The 15831-nt window shown below is 63.5% G+C and carries 15 protein-coding genes and 1 pseudogene; 6 read left to right on the top strand and 10 right to left on the bottom strand.

The window, feature by feature from the left end:
• Positions 1-69: 69 nt before the first annotated feature.
• A complete protein-coding gene (locus FJ986_RS26925; protein WP_140500617.1) occupies positions 70-771 on the bottom strand; it encodes a response regulator transcription factor in 702 nt (233 codons plus the stop codon).
• A gap of 45 nt (positions 772-816) precedes the next feature.
• Between FJ986_RS26925 and FJ986_RS26920 the strand changes: the two genes are divergently transcribed.
• Entirely contained in the window at positions 817-1590 is a 774-nt protein-coding gene (locus tag FJ986_RS26920; protein WP_181181929.1) for a response regulator transcription factor, read from the top strand.
• Between the two features lie 159 nt (positions 1591-1749).
• Positions 1750-3837, top strand: a complete 2088-nt coding sequence (locus FJ986_RS26915) for a sensor histidine kinase (RefSeq protein ID WP_181181928.1) — start codon at positions 1750-1752, stop codon at positions 3835-3837.
• A 130-nt stretch (positions 3838-3967) separates the two neighbouring features.
• Here FJ986_RS26915 and FJ986_RS31010 read toward each other — a convergent pair.
• Positions 3968-4373 (bottom strand): annotated as a pseudogene (locus FJ986_RS31010) (hypothetical protein).
• A gap of 2 nt (positions 4374-4375) precedes the next feature.
• The gene (locus FJ986_RS26905; RefSeq protein ID WP_140558457.1) at positions 4376-4750 is read right to left on the bottom strand and encodes a hypothetical protein; all 375 of its coding nucleotides are present in this window, start codon (positions 4748-4750) and stop codon (positions 4376-4378) included.
• Positions 4751-4812: 62 nt separating this feature from the next.
• Between FJ986_RS26905 and FJ986_RS26900 the strand changes: the two genes are divergently transcribed.
• Positions 4813-6015, top strand: a complete 1203-nt coding sequence (locus FJ986_RS26900; protein WP_140558455.1) for an aromatic ring-hydroxylating dioxygenase subunit alpha — start codon at positions 4813-4815, stop codon at positions 6013-6015.
• A 74-nt stretch (positions 6016-6089) separates the two neighbouring features.
• On the opposite strand, the gene FJ986_RS26895 is transcribed toward FJ986_RS26900, so the two are convergent.
• Together FJ986_RS26895 and FJ986_RS26890 are read right to left on the bottom strand one after the other, a co-directional pair.
• Positions 6090-7508: an aminotransferase gene (locus tag FJ986_RS26895; protein WP_140558454.1), complete on the bottom strand. Its 1419-nt coding sequence runs from the start codon at positions 7506-7508 to the stop codon at positions 6090-6092.
• Between the two features lie 26 nt (positions 7509-7534).
• Positions 7535-7780 (bottom strand): hypothetical protein, encoded by a 246-nt coding sequence (locus tag FJ986_RS26890; RefSeq protein WP_140676436.1) that lies wholly within the window; start codon positions 7778-7780, stop codon positions 7535-7537.
• A gap of 63 nt (positions 7781-7843) precedes the next feature.
• Here FJ986_RS26890 and FJ986_RS26885 point away from each other — a divergent pair, with 63 nt between their 5' ends.
• The 3 genes from FJ986_RS26885 to FJ986_RS26875 are packed head-to-tail and all read left to right on the top strand — an operon-like array spanning position 7844 to position 10693.
• Entirely contained in the window at positions 7844-8761 is a 918-nt protein-coding gene (locus FJ986_RS26885) for an ABC transporter permease (RefSeq protein WP_140500612.1), read from the top strand.
• The gene (locus FJ986_RS26880) at positions 8758-9582 is read left to right on the top strand and encodes an ABC transporter permease (protein WP_140658314.1); all 825 of its coding nucleotides are present in this window, start codon (positions 8758-8760) and stop codon (positions 9580-9582) included. Before FJ986_RS26885 ends, FJ986_RS26880 begins: the two co-directional genes overlap by 4 nt.
• A gap of 37 nt (positions 9583-9619) precedes the next feature.
• The gene (locus FJ986_RS26875) at positions 9620-10693 is read left to right on the top strand and encodes an ABC transporter ATP-binding protein (RefSeq protein ID WP_140676463.1); all 1074 of its coding nucleotides are present in this window, start codon (positions 9620-9622) and stop codon (positions 10691-10693) included.
• On the opposite strand, the gene FJ986_RS26870 is transcribed toward FJ986_RS26875, so the two are convergent.
• The 5 genes from FJ986_RS26870 to FJ986_RS26850 form a co-directional block, all read right to left on the bottom strand.
• On the bottom strand, positions 10657-11967 hold the full coding sequence (locus tag FJ986_RS26870; RefSeq protein ID WP_246681842.1) for a flavin monoamine oxidase family protein: 1311 nt from the start codon (positions 11965-11967) through the stop codon (positions 10657-10659). The two genes, FJ986_RS26875 and FJ986_RS26870, sit on opposite strands and share 37 nt — an antisense overlap.
• Complete coding sequence (locus FJ986_RS26865) at positions 11964-13040, bottom strand: extracellular solute-binding protein (protein ID WP_140525482.1); 1077 nt, start codon at positions 13038-13040, stop codon at positions 11964-11966. The genes FJ986_RS26870 and FJ986_RS26865 overlap by 4 nt, the downstream gene beginning before the upstream one ends.
• Before the next feature lie 106 nt (positions 13041-13146).
• Positions 13147-14247, bottom strand: coding sequence for an ABC transporter substrate-binding protein (locus FJ986_RS26860; protein WP_140525481.1), 1101 nt, complete (start codon positions 14245-14247; stop codon positions 13147-13149).
• Between the two features lie 33 nt (positions 14248-14280).
• Positions 14281-14967, bottom strand: a complete 687-nt coding sequence (gene betI, locus FJ986_RS26855; protein WP_224655901.1) for a transcriptional regulator BetI — start codon at positions 14965-14967, stop codon at positions 14281-14283.
• A gap of 27 nt (positions 14968-14994) precedes the next feature.
• Complete coding sequence (locus tag FJ986_RS26850; RefSeq protein WP_140676430.1) at positions 14995-15795, bottom strand: class I SAM-dependent methyltransferase; 801 nt, start codon at positions 15793-15795, stop codon at positions 14995-14997.
• Positions 15796-15831 lie beyond the last annotated feature (36 nt).

The raw sequence follows: 15831 nt of genomic DNA, 5'->3' as shown, positions 1-15831 counted from the left end.
CGGGCCCGAGGTGAAAACCGGTTTGGAAATCCGATGCTCAACCAGAGGAATTGCGTGAGCGCCCGGCCGTCAATCGGCGAATTGCGCCGGCGGATCGAAACGGTAGCCGGCGCCGCGTATGGTGATGATGGCTTCCGTATCGAGCTTGCGGCGCAGCCGCACGATGCGCGAATCGATCGAGCGGTCGAAAGCGTCGACATTCTCGGCCGGCGCCGCCGCGATTATGTCGTCGCGCGTCAGCACCTTGCGGGGACTGGCCAGGAACAGCCGAAGCAGCGCCACCTGGCCGGGCGAAAGCTGCTCCTCCGTGCCCGAGCGGTGCATGACGATGGCCGACCTCAAATCGACGGTCGCGTTCTCCAACACGATCAGTTCCTGGGCGGCCCTGCCCCGCCGCGTCAGCAGGCCGCCGACGCGGGCGGCGAGTTCCCTGACATTGAGCGGACTTTCGATGACGTCGGCCGCACCGAGCTCGAGCGCCAGCACCTTGTCGACGAGGTCGCACGGCCGGCAGATCAGGATGAAATCCGGTCCGCCTTCACCGCCCCCGCCTTGGCTGCCATAACGCCTGAGCAGATCACGTCCCTCCGCCTGGCTGAGGCTGTCACCGACGACGACGACGTCGACGCCCTTTCCCGCCAGCATAGATTCCGCTTCCCAGGGCTGGCGCGCCTGACGCACGTCGTGGCCTCGCCGCTCAAGGTGATCGGCGAGTTCGGTCGCCACCACGTCGGCGACGCAGATAAGCCCGATAACGGCGCGTGCAGCCATGTTTTCCAACCATTTCCTGGCAACCCGATATGAGTGCTGGACATCATGTTTATACCCAATCTACTTTCCACCGAAAGTGGGAGCGAGCGCATCGTGCGGGCAAGAATTTTAATTGTCGAGGATGAGCCCGATCTAAGAGAGGCGGTCGCCGAATATCTCGGCGCCGCCGGCTATGACGTGGCGACCGCCGAAACCGCGGCCGCCGCGCGCAGCCTGGTCGAAACGCAATCATTCCACCTCGCCATCCTCGACATCGCCATGCCGGGTGAGGATGGGCTATCGCTCGGCCGCTGGTTGCGCTCGAGACTGCCGATCGGCATCATCTATGCCACCGCCGCCGGCACCGCGCTTGATCGCATCGTCGGACTTGAGCTCGGCGCCGACGACTACATCGTCAAACCCTACGAGCTGCGCGAGGTGCTGGCCAGGGTCCGAAGCGTGCTGCGCCGGGTTCCGCAGCACGCGCCGATGCACGGCCAAAAGGCGAGCGATCCCCGCCGCTCCGTCGCTTTCGGCTCCTTCCAGGCTGATCTCGACGGCAGGCTGGTCACCGGCGCCAACGGCGCGGTGATCGACATGGCCAAGAGCGAGTTCGACGTGCTGGAGGTTTTCCTGACCCGCGCCAACCGGCTGCTGACACGTGCTGCCATTTCCGAAGCGATCGGCCTCGCCGAAGATCCGGAATCCTCGCGCGCGGTCGACATTCGCATCATGCGCCTGCGCAAGAAGATAGAAACGGATCCGGCCAGCCCGAAATTCCTGCGTACGGTGCGCGGCGAAGGCTATATCTTCTCGCTGCCGGCCGGCGACGGCCACTAAGTGGGCGCGGGGATTGCTCCCGCGCCTGTGCTGGTCTGTGGACGGACCCGTCGCAATACTTGTCGCCCAAAAACGCTCTTGGATTTGGGACAAGGCATAAAAACAAGGATTTGAAACGCGGCGCATGAAATCCGCTTGGCACCGCAACAATGGCTGAAAATGACCGCTGAAGCAGCAGGCACGGACATGCAAGACGGCCGGCAAGGCGCGGCGATGGCGGCCGTGCGCGTGGTGCGGCGGCTGCGCGCGGCCGGCGACTGGCAGCGCGAGATGGAAGCCATACTGGAAACGCTTTGCCACGCAATGGACTGCCAGCGCGGCATCCTGTTCCGCCTGCGCGAACTGCCCGGCCAGGGATTTGCCCAGTCGGTGGCCGCCTACTGGATCGATCCCGTGCTCGGTGGCGAGTTGGCCTCGCCGACTGTGATCGTGCAGTCGATCATCAACGCCGATCCGCTGCTGGAACGGCTGCAGGAGGATGAACGGCAGGGCAAGATTTTCGCCGGCCATACGCGCGACCTGGACGGCTTCCTGAGAGCCGATTTCGAAAAACAGAGCATTAAATCGTTCCTGTCGGTGTCCGTGTTCGCGCATGGCCACCTATGGGGGACGCTGGCGGTCAATGACTGCATCGAGGAGCGCGAATGGACCGACGAGGAAGAAGCGACGCTGCACATCATCGCGCTGGCCATCGGCGACGCGATCGAACGCTCGCCCTCCGACGCCCACGCCAGCGAGGTCATCCGCCGCACCATGCTGCAAGCCTCGCTCGATGCCATCCTCGTCATCGATGAGACCGGCTCGATCGTCGAATTCAATCCGGCCGCCGAGAAGATGTTCGGCTTCCTGCGCAGCGATATCCTCGGCAAGGACCTGCTCGACACCATCGTGCCGATCTATTACCGCAAGGGCTATGCGTCGGGGGCCGAATACATGTCCGGCCGCGGCGCGCCAATGGTCGGACAGCGGCTCGAGACGGTGACCCAGAACGCCGCCGGCGAGATTTTCCCCATCGAACTGACGGCGACCGAGATGCGAGTCGCCGACCGCCGCCTGATCTTCGGCTCCATCCGCGACCTGCGCGACAAGCTGCGCGCCGAGGAGGAGATCAATCGGCAGCGCGAGAAGTTGCACCAGAACGAGAAGATGGCGGCGATGGGTTCGCTGCTTGCGGGCGTCTCGCATGAGCTCAACAACCCGCTGGCCGTGGTTGTCGCCCAGTCGACGCTGCTGCACGAATTCGCCTCCGATCCGCAGACCAAGGTTCGCGCCGAGAAAGTTCGCGCCGCCGCCGAGCGCTGCGGCCGTATCGTCAAGAGTTTCCTGTCGATGGTCCGGCTGCATCCGACCGAGCGGGCCGAGACGGACCTTAACCAGGTGATCCGCGCGGCGCTCGAGGTGACCGCCTACGGCGCGCGCTCGAGCGGGATCATCATCGACACCGATTTCGCGCCTGGCCCGTTGCTGGCCATGGCCGACGCCGATCACGTCACCCAGGTGGCCGCCAATTTCCTCATCAACAGCCAGCATGCGCTGGCAGGCATAGGCGGCGACCGGCTGATCAAGGTGCGGACCTTCCGCAGCGAGCGCGGCGATCCCGGTTTCTCGGTCGAGGACAATGGGCCTGGCGTACCGGAAGCGATCCGGTCCCGCATCTTCGAATCCTATTTCACCACCAAGCCGGTCGGCGTCGGAACCGGCATCGGCCTGTCGATCTCGAAATCGATCATCGAGCGGCACAATGGCAATGTCTGGTTCGAGGAAGTGCTGCCAAGTGGCGCCCGTTTCGTCGTCCAGCTGCCGGCCATTGTAGCCGGCGTCGCCATCGCCGGCGAGGGCCAGCCGCGATCGAGCGGGCTGCGCCACGCCTTGATCATCGATGACGAGCCCGACGTCGCCGGTTCGCTCTCCGACATACTCGAACTGATGGGCATCAAGTCACGGATCGCGCCCCTCTGGGACACGGCCACAGCCATATTGGCTGGCCACATGCCGCCCGACATCGTCTTTTCGGACCTGCGCATGCCTGGAACAAGCGGCATGACCATCTATCGAGAGTTGCTTGCCGAAAGACCGGAACTGGCGCGGCGTTTCGTGCTGGTCACTGGCGACCTGATCGGCGCCAAGGCCGAAATCGAGGCGCTGCCGCTACTGCAGCGTCCGCAGATCCTGGAGAAACCGTTCAGCACGCTGGATGTGCGCAGCGTCCTGTCCGCCATTGCCGACCAGGTGGTTTCGAAGGGATAGACCGCACCAACCGGTAAAAAAAGCCCCCGGCCGACATGCGGCGGGAGCCGAAGGGAGCGCTGGACGCGCTCGGGGAGCGCCGCGGCACGTTCCAAAGCGGAGCCGCTTCGGAACCATGTTTCAGTCGAACTCAGAAAATATTCGGCGTATTGGTCAGCGGCATTGGCGATCATCCGGACCGCACGGGCTTTGTGGGCTCCGGACTGCTCGGCTATGGCCCGCAGGCAGTCGACGCTCTCGGCGCCCCAGGCCTGACTCTTGCAGGCAAAATCGACCATCGGCATCGGCAGGCGTGCGGTTCTGGTGGTGGTCATTGCGCCGCCGACGACGTTGGCCGGTGGATTGAGCGAAGCAAAGGCCGGGCCGACCGTCGGCGCGAACGCCATGCCGGCGAAGGCGCAAGCAGCCAGCGCCATGAACATCGCCATGGGGTGGTCGCTGGCGCGCTGGCGCAACGCCAGCTTCGGGCGGCGGCCAACGCGCTCCGGAGCCTGGGACCGGCGGTCATTGCTGGCAATCTGAACTTTCGCATGCATCATCATCCCCTTCGTTGACTTTCTTTTTTTGATAAAACGAACTTAGTCGCGCTCTGTATCAGCGGAAAGCTGGCGTGAATCTGATATTGTAACCGCCTTGAAACGGCACCCGCGGCAGACCCCACCAACTGGGCATCACGCGCCCGCTTGCCGATCTCGGCTCGGCGGATCGGCAAGCGGGCAAGACGCGCGGCGACGCCTTTTGCCTCGGCTTCCGCCGTGGCAGGATTTGCTTCGAAACCCTGCCGGAACCAAGCTTTGAAACCCGGGCTAACGCCCGGATTCTCCGGGGTTTTCGGGGCCAGCCGTCGCATCGGATTGGATTGAAATCGGCGCGCCAATTTTCTTTCGAAAATATGCTTGTCTCCACAAGCCATTGCATTTCAATGAAAAATATGATTATATTGAACGGATATTCAATAAAAAGAAGAGACGTTTTATGAACCCGCATCTCCGTGACGTGGCCATTCCCAACGATTGGGACCGGCGGGGACTGCCTGGCTGGAGCTACCATTCCGATGCCCTCCTCGAACTCGAGAAGGAGCACGTTTTCCGCAACCATTGGCAAATCGCCGGACATGTCAGCGACATCCCTGACGCAGGCGACTACCTGGCCATGGACGTCGTCGGCGAACGCGCTCTGATCGTGCGCGGCAAGGACGGCGTCGTGCGCGGTTTCAACAATATGTGCCGCCATCGCGGCAGCCGTGTCGTCGCCGACAGCCAGGGCAACTGCAAGAACGCGCTTGTGTGCCCATTCCACGGCTGGGTCTACAATCTCGATGGCACGTTGCGCGGCGCTGCCCGCCCGCGTTCCTTTCCCGATCTCGACAAGACCGAGTTCGGCCTGATGCCGCTCGATCTGGAGGTCTGGATGGGCTTTATCTTCATTCGCTTCCGCGCTGGCGGCCCGCAGCCCTCCGTCGCCGAGCTGATGAAGCCGATCGAGCCCGAATTCTCGCACTACAAGGCCGCCGACATGGTGCCTTCCTGGGGCATCTGGACCCAGAAAACTCCGGTCAACTGGAAGTCGGTGCGCGACGTCGACAATGAGGGCTATCACGTCGCCATGGCGCACCCGGCTCTGCAGGACCTCTATGGCGCGACCTATTTCGACGAACCCTTCGTCAACGGCGTGTCGCGCTCCTTCGCCAGCTACAACCCGCATGCCGGCCGTCGCTGGAGCGTAAGGAACTACGTCAAGATCGCGCCGGAGCCGGCGCATCTGCCGGACTATCTGAAGAAGGCCTGGGTCTATTATGGCATCTTCCCCAATGCCGTCCTCTCGGTGATGCCGGAATCGGTGCAGTTCTATCAGGAGTTCCCGCTGTCGACGGGTGAGACCCTGCTGCGCGGCGCCATTTACCGCTATCGCGACGAAAGCCGCGAGCAGGCTGCGGCCCGCTATCTCTCCTTCCGCATCGACCGCGACACCATGTCGGAGGATGTCCAGCTTTCGGTGTGGTCGAACGAATCCATGCTGTCGGAAGCCTTCGAGGGTTTTTACCTCTCCGACCTAGAATACGGAGTGCGCACCCACCACGACCATCTGCGCAGGCAGATCCCCGTGCTTGGGCTCGAAACGGCGCCGGAGGAGAACGACATGTGGAACTTGAACGACGCGCTGCGGTCGCGTGGATAGGCGACGCCGATAATTGGCGAAACCATCGGTGAGAGCGCTCCTCTCCCCGTCCTATGCGGGGCGAAGAAAGAACGTCATCCCCGCCACACCCCTTCTTTCCTGAGATCATCCATCGTGCGCGAAATGCCCTCGCGCAAAATGCCGACCATGTCGTCGATCTGCTCGCGCGTGATGACCAGCGGCGGCGACATCACGCACATGTTGATCAGCGGCCGCACCAGCAGGCCGAGCTCGTGGCAATGCGCGTCGATGCGTTTGCCGACATCCTTGTCGAGCTGCAGCGGGTCCTTGCTTTCGCGGTCGGCGACACATTCGACGCAGCCCATCAATCCCAGCCCGCGCACCTCGCCGACCAACGGCAATTCTTCCAGCGTCTTCATCTGCGCCTGGAAGTAGGGCGCGACCGCTTGCGTGTGGGCAAGTACGCCCTGCTCCAGAAGGTCGAGATTCCTGAGCGCCACTGCGCAGCCGACCGGATGGGAGGTGTAGGTCAGGCCATGGCCGAACATCGCGTCGGGATGGTTCGACCGGCGCAGTTCCTCCAGCAGCCGTTCCGATATGATGACGCCGCCGAGCGGGAAATAGCCTGACGTCACACCCTTGGCGAAGGTGATCATGTCGGGATCGATGCCGAACACATCGCCGGAGGCGAAGACATGGCCCAGCCGTCCAAAGCCCGTCACCACCTCGTCGGAGACATAGAGGATGTCGTTGTCGCGGCAGATCTCGCGGATGCGCTTGAGGTAGCCGTCCGGCGGCACGATAACGCCGCCGGAGGCCTGCACCGGCTCGCCGACGAAAGCGCCGATCCGGTCAGCACCGACTCGCGCGACGGTGTCGCGGAACTGGTCGACGAGGAAATCGGTGAAATCAGCCATGCTCATGCCCTGCGGACGACGGAACGGATCGGGCGAGGACAGCTTGATCACCAGCTCGTCGGCGCCGTCCATCCAGTCGCGGTCACGCGGGCGGCCATTGAGCGAGGCCGACAGATAGGTCGAGCCGTGATAGGCGCCGCCGCGCGACAGGATCAGCTTCTTCTCCGGCCGGCCCCGCACATTGTTGTAGAACTGCATGAAGCGCAGCGCCGTCTCCACCGCCGAGGAGCCGCCTGTGGTGTAGAAGACGTGGCTGAGATCGCCAGGCGCATGACCTGCTATGCGACCGGCAAGTTCCGCCGACGGCGCGTTCATCGTGTACCAGGGCGTATTGTAGGACAGTGCCATCGCCTGGTCGTACATCACCCTGGCGAGCTCCTCGCGCCGATGGCCGACATTGACGCACCACATGCCGGCCGGCCCGTCGATCAACCGCTTGCCGGTGCCGTCGGTGATGTAGATGCCGTCGCCTTCGCCGATCAGCGCGCGCGCTTCCGCGCCGACCGAACCGGCATACGGCCAAGGCTGGACGAGATGGCGCCTGGCCAACTCGACGGCATCGGCAGCTCCGGCTCCGGCCATTTCGCTCGCCTTCAGGTCCCTCGCAGCCGCCATCGTCATCTCCACATCACTTGTCGAATTCAGGATTTCGAAATTTGGCCGGCAATGCTGGAAATTTCCGGCATAATCCCCACAATTTTGAATGTCCGTTCAATCAATATCTCAGAAATAGCGCTTGATTTCAATCCGCGGATGCGGGCATGATGAAAGAAAGCCGGCAAGCTCGGAGCGCGATCAGCAAAACTGGTCACCGGTTTTGCGTTCGATCGCGCTCCAAAACAAAATTGGGAACAAACAGCCGGCGCCAGTCCAATGGGATACCGCATGGCGGGACGCTCCAGGCCAGCAACCGAGATCACAGCCGGAGCCCTGCCCCCCGGAGCCTGGCAATGACGGCGGCGGCGGAAGGGTCGCCCCCGTTGCGCATGACGCGGGCCAGACGAAATGCCCTTCTGCAATCCGAACCCGTGCAGGGCTTTGCCCTGATCAGCCCGACCTTTCTCTACGCGCTCATCCTCCTGGTCCTGCCGATCCTGGTGGTCATCGCCCACTCCTTCTGGACGCAGAACTATCTGACCATCGACCGCACCTTCACGCTGGAAAACTACCGCGTCGCCCTGACCGAGCCGATCTATCGCGATCTGTTGTGGCGCTCGCTGTATATCTCGCTGACGGTCAGCTTCTTCACCGTCGTCCTGGCTTATCCGATCGCCTATTTCATTTCCTTCCACGGCGGCCGCCACAAGAGCCTGTGGCTGTTCCTCATCACCATCCCGTTCTGGACCAGCTATCTCCTGCGCGTGATGTCGTGGAAGGTCATTCTCGGCTATAATGGCGTCTTGAACTCCGGGCTGATCGGCCTCGGCATCATCGACGAGCCGTCGACGGCGCTGCTCTACAATTCGAGCGCCGTCATCATCACGCTGACCCACGCCTGGGCGGCCTTTGCCATCCTGCCGATCTTCGTCTCGCTGGAGAAGATCGACCGGACCCTGGTGGAAGCGGCCACGGATCTCGGCGACGGTCCCTTTCGTTCGTTCCTTCGCGTGACTTTGCCGCTGTCGGCGCCAGGCATCATCTCGGCGGCGCTGATCGTCATGATCCCGACGGTCGGCGACTATGTCACCCCCAAGCTCGTCGGCGGCAAGGACGGCGTCATGATCGCCAACGCCATCCAGGCGCAGTTCGGCAAGGCCTCGAACTGGCCGCTGGGCGCCGCCCTTTCCGTCACCACCATGCTGGTCGTGACATTGATGGCCGGCGCCACGGTGCTGGTCATCCGTGCCGCCCAGAGGCTTGCGCGATGAGCGCGGCGCGACGTCTGCTGCCGGGCGGCTGGCTATCGGCCTATGCCTTCCTCTATGTAGGTTTCCTTTATCTGCCTGTGATCTTCCTGCCGATCTTTTCGATCAACACGGCGGCTACGCCGAAATTCCCTCTCACCGGCTACACCCTCAAATGGTACGAGGACCTGCCCAACACGCCGGCGCTGCTCGACGCCACCTGGAACAGCCTGATCGTTGGCGTCTCGGCGTCCGTCCTTTCGACGGTTCTCGGCATCCTCGCCGCCCGCTCGATCACCCGCTACCGCTATCCCGGCCGGCGGGCCATCAACGGCCTGATCATGGCGCCGCTCGTGCTGCCGGAAGTCATCGTCGCCATCTCGATGCTGCTGGTGATGCTGCAGCTCGGCTTGAGCCTCTCCCTGTTCACCGTCGTGCTCGGCCATGTCCTGGTCTGCATCCCCTATTCGATGACGGTGCTGACCTCCGGCTTCGAGGGTTTCGATCGCAGCCTCGAGGAGGCCTCGGCCGACCTCGGCGAGAGCGCCTTCGGCACCTTCCGGCGGGTGACGCTGCCGATGGTGGCGCCGGCAATCATCTCCAGCCTGCTGGTCTGCTTCACCATTTCGCTGGACGAGTTCATCATCGCCTTCTTCCTGACCGGTACCGAGGCGACGCTGCCGATCTATATCTGGGGCCAGTTGCGCTTCGCGGCGAAACTGCCGGGCGTGCTCGCGCTCGGCACGCTGCTGCTGGTCGCCTCCTTCCTGCTGATGACCGTCGCCGAAATCCTGCGCCGCCGCGCCGCCAGACGCACGAAGAACGAGGGAGGGCTTTATGCCTGAGCAGGCCCCATCCGCACGAACCCTGTCAGAACGGACGATGATCGAGATCAACGGCGTCACCCGCAGCTACGGCGCCTTCAAGGCGCTCGACGATGCCTCCCTGAGCATCCGCGAGGGCGAATTCTTCTCGCTGCTCGGCCCGTCCGGCTGCGGCAAGACCACGCTGTTGCGCATGATCGCCGGCTTCGACAACCCGACGAGCGGTTCGATCTCGGTCGGCGGCCAGCCGATGGAAGGCATTGCGCCCAATCGCCGACCGACCAACATGGTGTTCCAGAGCTATGCGATCTTCCCGCATCTCAACGTCGAGCAGAACGTCGCCTATGGCCTGAAGCGGCTGAAATTGCAGGGCGGCGAGGAGAAGCGCCGCGTCGAGGAAGCCCTGGCGCAGGTCTCTCTCACCGGCCTCGGCAAGCGTCTCGCCACCGAGCTGTCCGGCGGCCAGCGGCAACGCGTCGCGCTCGCCCGCGCGCTGGTGATGCGGCCCAAGGTGCTGCTGCTCGACGAGCCGCTGTCGGCGCTCGACAAGAAGCTGCGCGAGCAGATGCAGGTCGAGTTGCGCCGCCTGCAGCAGGCCGTCGGCATCACCTTCGTGCTGGTCACCCACGACCAGTATGAAGCGCTGGCCATGTCCGACCGCATCGCCGTGATGTTCGGCGGCAAGATCGCGCAGGTCGCCTCGCCCAAGGAGATCTACCAGCGGCCGGTCAACCGCCAGGTTGCCGACTTCCTCGGCGGCATGAATTTCGTCAAGGCCGAGATCGTCGAGGAGAACGGCGCCTCGCTGGTCGTCGACACGCTGGGCTTCGGCCGTGTGAAGACCGACAAGCCGAAGGCCTTCGTGCGCAATGGCGGCGGCGCCACGCTCGGCATCCGCCCGGAGCGCCTGCGCGTCCTGTGGGACAATGCGACGGCCAAGTTCGAGGTTGCCGGAAAGGTGGTCGAACGCCACTATTTTGGCGAGATCACCCATTTGATCGTCGAGATCCCCGGCCTGGAAAAGCCGCTGTCGGTAACCGAGACCAACGATTTCGGCGCCGACGATATTCCGGTCGGCACTTCGATTCGCCTCGCCTACGATCCCGAAGCCCTGGTGGCGGTGGCGGATTGACGGTCCGCGATGATCTTTCGCGCCGCTATGCGACCGGCAACGATCGCCCCTTCGACATAGCCGGGAAATGACGGCGACAGCTCCGACGATGCGAAATGAACAGGCGGCGCGCCGGCCAGGAGCACAGGTTCGGCATCGGTCGCCGCGACGTCGACGATGAGGTCGCTGTAGCCGCCGCCGCTCCAGCGGTCATGCGTCCAGTCGCGCTGGCTGAAACCCGCGATTTCGGCCGCGTCGGGACCGAGGGCTTCCACCAGTTTCCCGGTCACTTCGGCGCGCAGTGCCGTCTCGCCAAGCTCACCCCAGCGCAAGGCGAGCGGGCCGCCGACGAAGACGACCAGCGCCGCGTGGCCTTCATCCGGACTGGCATCGCAAGCGAACAGCCCCGGCGGGTCGCGCCACATCACCATGCCGCTCAAGCCGCGGCGGCGCCAGAAGGCAGCGGGGTAGCGCACTAGCACCTTGATCACGGCGCCGCTTTCCCAAACGCCGAGCGCCTTCGCCAGGGATTCGGGCAGGGCGGGTGCGAAGCCCAGTTTCGCCGCCATGACCGGCGGCACCGCGACAAGTGCCGCCCGCGCTTCAATGACACCCGCCGCCGAGACGATGCGAACGGCTTGCGGTCCATGCTCGATGCATGAAACGGCCGCGTTGAGCCACAGCCGGTCGCCGAGATCGCTGGCCAGGTCCTCGGCCACCGACTGCATCGTCTCGCGCAGGAAATACTGGAGCTCCGGCACCTCATTGGTGATGCGCCGATCGTTGTCGATCAGGTGCCAGAGCGGCAGTTTCTCCAGCGTCAGGCACCACAGGCCTTCGATCATCGAGCGGAAGGCTGCCTTGGCGGCATCGGCATCGTCTTGCCGGTCGAGCCAGGCGGCAACGGTCAGCCCGGCAATCGAGGGATCGTCCGGCGCGATCGCGTTCATCCGATCGCGGATCGCCATCGAACCAGAATAGGTTCGCTTCGCCTCGGCGGCGGAGATTGGCGGCTGGGCGATAAACGCGCCGTCGACATGGGTTTCGACAAGCGTCTTGCCGCGCGCGTCGACAAGCGCCATCAGCTCCGGCATGTCCTCGCACAGGAACTGCCCGCCACTGTCGATGCGCTCGCCGGAACCGATCTCCATCGACTCGACGCGCCCGCCGACACGGTCGCGCGCTTCGAGCAGCACGAAATCGACGCCGGCCTTTTTCAGCTCGAGCGCCGCCGACAGCCCGGTGAAGCCGGCGCCGATGATGACGACATCGGCTCTTGTGGATTCGCTGTTCAATAGCCGGCCTTGATCTTCTCGAACTCGGCGACCATGCGCTGCTTGAGCTCCGGCGCCACCGGCTGTTGGAACAGCGTCTTGTCGAGGAATTTGTCGAGATCGTCGAAGCCGCGATCGGCCAGAACCGTGTGGTCGACTACAGCCATGCCGGCGCTGTTGCCGTGGCCGTAGCCGAAGGTCTTCACCAGATAGTCCGAAACGGCAGAAGCGTTGACTGCATTCAGAAAGTCATAGGCCTGATCGAGCTTGCCGGGTGCATCCTTCATCAGCACATAGCCGCACACCCAGGTCGAGATGCCTTCCTTGCTGTCGCGGTTCATGGCGATCGGCAGGCCTTGCCCCTTCAGCGTCACATAGGTCTCGTTCCAGCCCCAGACGAGATCGACCTCATTGCCGATGAAGGCCTGGTTGAGATCGGTGTCGTCGGTCCAGTAGAAACGGATGTTCTTGTGCACGTCGCGCAGGAAGGCGGACGCCTTCTGGAACTGGGCATCGGTCATCCCGGTCCAGTCTTTCAGCCCGATGACCAGGCTCGCCAGCGCATAGGCGTCGTCGACATTGTCGCCGATGGTGACGCGGCCCTTGAACTTCGGGTCGGCGAAGATCCTGAGCGATTGCGCCTGCTCCGGCGTCACCTTGTCGGTGCGGTAGAGAAGCGAGGTGTTGCCCCAGTCGAATGGCATGAACCACGCCTTGCCGTCGTCGGTGGTGGCGAGATCCTTCATCGCCATGATGCCGGGATTGAGGTCTTTCCAGCCTGCTATCCTCGACGTGTCGAGCGGCTGCAGTAAGCCCGCCTCGCGCCACTTGACCACGCTTTGCGAACAGGGATGCGCGATGTCGGCCTTGAAGCCGGCCCGCATCTTCTCGAAGGCCTCGTCCTCGTCGCCGAAGAAGGCGAAGGTCGGCTCGGCGCCGTATTTGGCGGCATAGGCAGGGTGCAGCAGCGGGTCCTCATAGCCGGACCAGTCGAACACGACGAGGTCGCCGCCACCTTCCGCCCAGGCATAGACGGCGCCGGCGCCGATCACGCAGGCGGCGGCAAGGGCAAGGCTGCGTAGCACTGGCTTCATGGTGCGAATTCCCCCGTCGCGAAAGGCTGCCGCGAGGTTATGAGAATTCGCCTCTCTTGGCGAGCCCACCCACCATCTCCGCAGGCGGGCGGGCGGCCGAACCGGCTCAATATCCGGCTTTGATCTTCTCGAATTCGGCGATCATCTTGAGCTTGAGCTGCGAGGGCACCGGCGACTGGAACAGCGTCTTGTCGACGAATTTCTGCACATCGTCATAGCCTTTTTCCTTCAGCACGGCCTGATCGACGCCGGCCATGCCCTTGGCGTTGGCCTGGCCATAGCCCCAGTCCTTGACCAGCACCTTGGCGGTTTCGGGATCGTTGACGGCGTTCAGATAATCATATGCCTTGTCGACATTGCCGGGCGCATCCTTGAACAGCACATAGCCGCAGACCCAGGTCGAAATGCCTTCGTCCGTGTCCTTCTTGGCTTTGATCGGCACGCCGGCGGCGACCGATTGCACGGTGGCGTCGTTCCATGCCCAGGCAAGATCGACCTCGCCGCCGCTCAAAAGCTGCACCACGTCCGTTGTGTCGGTCCAGTAGGAGCGCACGTTCTTATGCACCTGGCGCAGGAAATCCGACGCCTGCTTGAACTGGTCGTCGGTCATCTTGGTCCAGTCCTTGACGCCGATGGCCAGGCTTGCCAGCGCATAGGCGTCGTCGACATTGTCGCCGATCGAAACCCGGCCCTTGAACTTCGGATCGGCGAACGCCTTCAGCGACTGCACGTCCTTGGCGTCGACCTTTTCGGAATTATAGGTGAGCTGGGTGTTGCCCCAGTCCCAGGGCATGAACCAGGCCTTGCCATCGGCCGTCGTGGCGAGATCCTTCATCGCCATGATTCCGGGATTGAGATCTTTCCAGCCTGTTATCTTCGATGTGTCGAGCGGCCGCAGCAGGCCGGCCTCGCGCCATTTCACCACGCTCTGCGAGCAGGGATGGCCGAGATCGGCCTTGAAACCCGAGCGCACTTTTTCGAACGCCTCGTCCTCGTCGCCAAAGAAGGCGAAGGTCGGCGAATCGCCGTTCTTCTCGACATATTTCGGATGGAAGCTCGGATCCTCATAGCCGGACCAGTCGAACACGACCAGGTCTTTGTCGGCGGCAACCGCCAGGGCTGCGGCCGAGGCCGCCAGCACGCCGGTCAATGCCAGGGTCAATGTCAGGCGTCGGGCCAATGTCAGCCGCTGGATTGATGTCTTCATTGCTGTTCCATCCTCTTTTATTTATCGATTGCTTCATGCCTTGCGACGGGTGGCGGCTGCTCCCTGGTAATGTTTAGGGAATGCGGCCGACAGGAATTCGTTGGCTGCCTGCAAGGCGCTCTCGCGGGTAGTGTCTTCGGTGCCCATCATCAAGCGCAGCCACAGTCCCTCCAGCGTCGCGCTGAGCGCCAGCGCCATGACCTGCGGCTCATAGGCATAGCCGCCGCTTTGCTTGAGCGTCGCGCAAAGCTCGATGAAGATGTTCTGGTAGACGGCATCGCGGGCGCTGCTCAGCGCCTGATAGGTCGGCCGCGACTTGGCCTCGCCCCAGAAGGCGCACCAGGCCGCCAGCTTGCGCTTGTTGCAGATCGAACGGTCGAAATCGGCCGCGACCAGGGTCCGCAACTGGTCGGCGGGGTCGTTCCCCGCTTTCTCCAAGGCATTGCGCCAATGCGCCGAGTACTCGTCATACATATGTTGCAAGGTCGCGATCAGCAGTTTTTCCTTGCTCTCGAAATGGAAATTGACGATGCCGCGCGACAGGCCCGCGCCATCGGCGACGTCGGCCATCGTCGTCTCCGAATAGCCGCGCTTGGCCAACGAATCGATCGTCGCCTCGATCAGCTGAAGCTGCCTGACCTCCTTGGAAGCCTTACGCCCGCGTTTCTCGGGTTCGCTCGATGCCTCGGCGGACTGCTCTTGGCGTGCTGCAATTTTCATGGGTGCGGTCATGCTCCACATCGCCGGCTAGCCGACCATCTTCGGTTTTTGCCCGCGAAGATGAGTGGGACGGTGCTCGCCACTGTCAAGCACCTTCTGCATGGCCTCCCAGGTTCGTATGTTCTTGTCGACATAGGCGGCGCCCACTGCCGCCGCGACCGTCGGATAGAGCGGCCCCTTCAGCCTTTCCAGTTCGCCCCGCGCCACCTCGCGGTACCAGGGATTGCGGTCGCGAACCGCGATCTCGGCAAAGCCCGCCTGGCGCATCGCCTTTGCGTAGCGCGCCGGCGAGGCCATCGCGAAGGACAGCCCTTCGGCGGCGACATAGGCCTTCATCTCCGGTGATGGTTCGCCGTCATGCGAGATCATCCAGTTTGATGCCGCAAAGGCGCCGCCGGCCTTGAGCACGCGGAATATCTCCGCAAACAGCGCATCCTTGTCGGCGACATGCAGCAGCGCATCCTTGGAGAAGACGACGTCGAAGGACTGATCCTCGAAAGGCAACCGCCCAGGCGGCGCCTGGATGAAGCTGGCGCGGTCGGCAAGCCTGCGGGAGGCTGCCCGCCGCCTGGCCGTTTCGATCACCGGCCGCTCAACATCGAAGCCGGTGACGTGCGCGGCGCCATGCCGTTCGACCAGATGCAGCGTGATGCCTCCGGACCCGCAGCCGATGTCGAGGATGGTCTTGCCTGCGAGCGAAAGCCCCTCGAGCACGCGGTCGACTTCGTCGGGCCCGCCCGGCGACAGGTAGCCGTCGCCCCACAGCGCCTCGAGGAAGCGGATGGCGGCTCCGTCATACTCCGGCTCGGCCTCGGCCGTTTCGATCATCAACCCTCGATCCCCAATCGACGAATGTCCGTCTCG

It is taken from the genome of Mesorhizobium sp. B1-1-1 (assembly GCF_006442955.1).
Lineage (GTDB): Bacteria > Pseudomonadota > Alphaproteobacteria > Rhizobiales > Rhizobiaceae > Mesorhizobium.
Note: the sequence above shows the minus strand (reverse complement) of the source record. Positions and strands in the feature narration are given on the sequence as shown.

Excerpts from the sequence above, each read along its gene's own strand:
- FJ986_RS26925 (WP_140500617.1), bottom strand. The coding sequence starts at position 771 with ATGGCTGCACGCGCCGTTATCGGGCTTATCTGCGTCGCCGACGTGGTG.
- FJ986_RS26920 (WP_181181929.1), top strand. The coding sequence starts at position 817 with ATGTTTATACCCAATCTACTTTCCACCGAAAGTGGGAGCGAGCGCATC.
- FJ986_RS26915 (WP_181181928.1), top strand. The coding sequence starts at position 1,750 with ATGACCGCTGAAGCAGCAGGCACGGACATGCAAGACGGCCGGCAAGGC.
- FJ986_RS26905 (WP_140558457.1), bottom strand. The coding sequence starts at position 4,750 with ATGGCTTGTGGAGACAAGCATATTTTCGAAAGAAAATTGGCGCGCCGA.
- FJ986_RS26900 (WP_140558455.1), top strand. The coding sequence starts at position 4,813 with ATGAACCCGCATCTCCGTGACGTGGCCATTCCCAACGATTGGGACCGG.
- FJ986_RS26895 (WP_140558454.1), bottom strand. The coding sequence starts at position 7,508 with ATGGCGGCTGCGAGGGACCTGAAGGCGAGCGAAATGGCCGGAGCCGGA.
- FJ986_RS26890 (WP_140676436.1), bottom strand. The coding sequence starts at position 7,780 with ATGCGGTATCCCATTGGACTGGCGCCGGCTGTTTGTTCCCAATTTTGT.
- FJ986_RS26885 (WP_140500612.1), top strand. The coding sequence starts at position 7,844 with ATGACGGCGGCGGCGGAAGGGTCGCCCCCGTTGCGCATGACGCGGGCC.
- FJ986_RS26880 (WP_140658314.1), top strand. The coding sequence starts at position 8,758 with ATGAGCGCGGCGCGACGTCTGCTGCCGGGCGGCTGGCTATCGGCCTAT.
- FJ986_RS26875 (WP_140676463.1), top strand. The coding sequence starts at position 9,620 with ATGATCGAGATCAACGGCGTCACCCGCAGCTACGGCGCCTTCAAGGCG.
- FJ986_RS26865 (WP_140525482.1), bottom strand. The coding sequence starts at position 13,040 with ATGAAGCCAGTGCTACGCAGCCTTGCCCTTGCCGCCGCCTGCGTGATC.
- FJ986_RS26860 (WP_140525481.1), bottom strand. The coding sequence starts at position 14,247 with ATGAAGACATCAATCCAGCGGCTGACATTGGCCCGACGCCTGACATTG.
- betI (WP_224655901.1), bottom strand. The coding sequence starts at position 14,967 with ATGAAAATTGCAGCACGCCAAGAGCAGTCCGCCGAGGCATCGAGCGAA.
- FJ986_RS26850 (WP_140676430.1), bottom strand. The coding sequence starts at position 15,795 with ATGATCGAAACGGCCGAGGCCGAGCCGGAGTATGACGGAGCCGCCATC.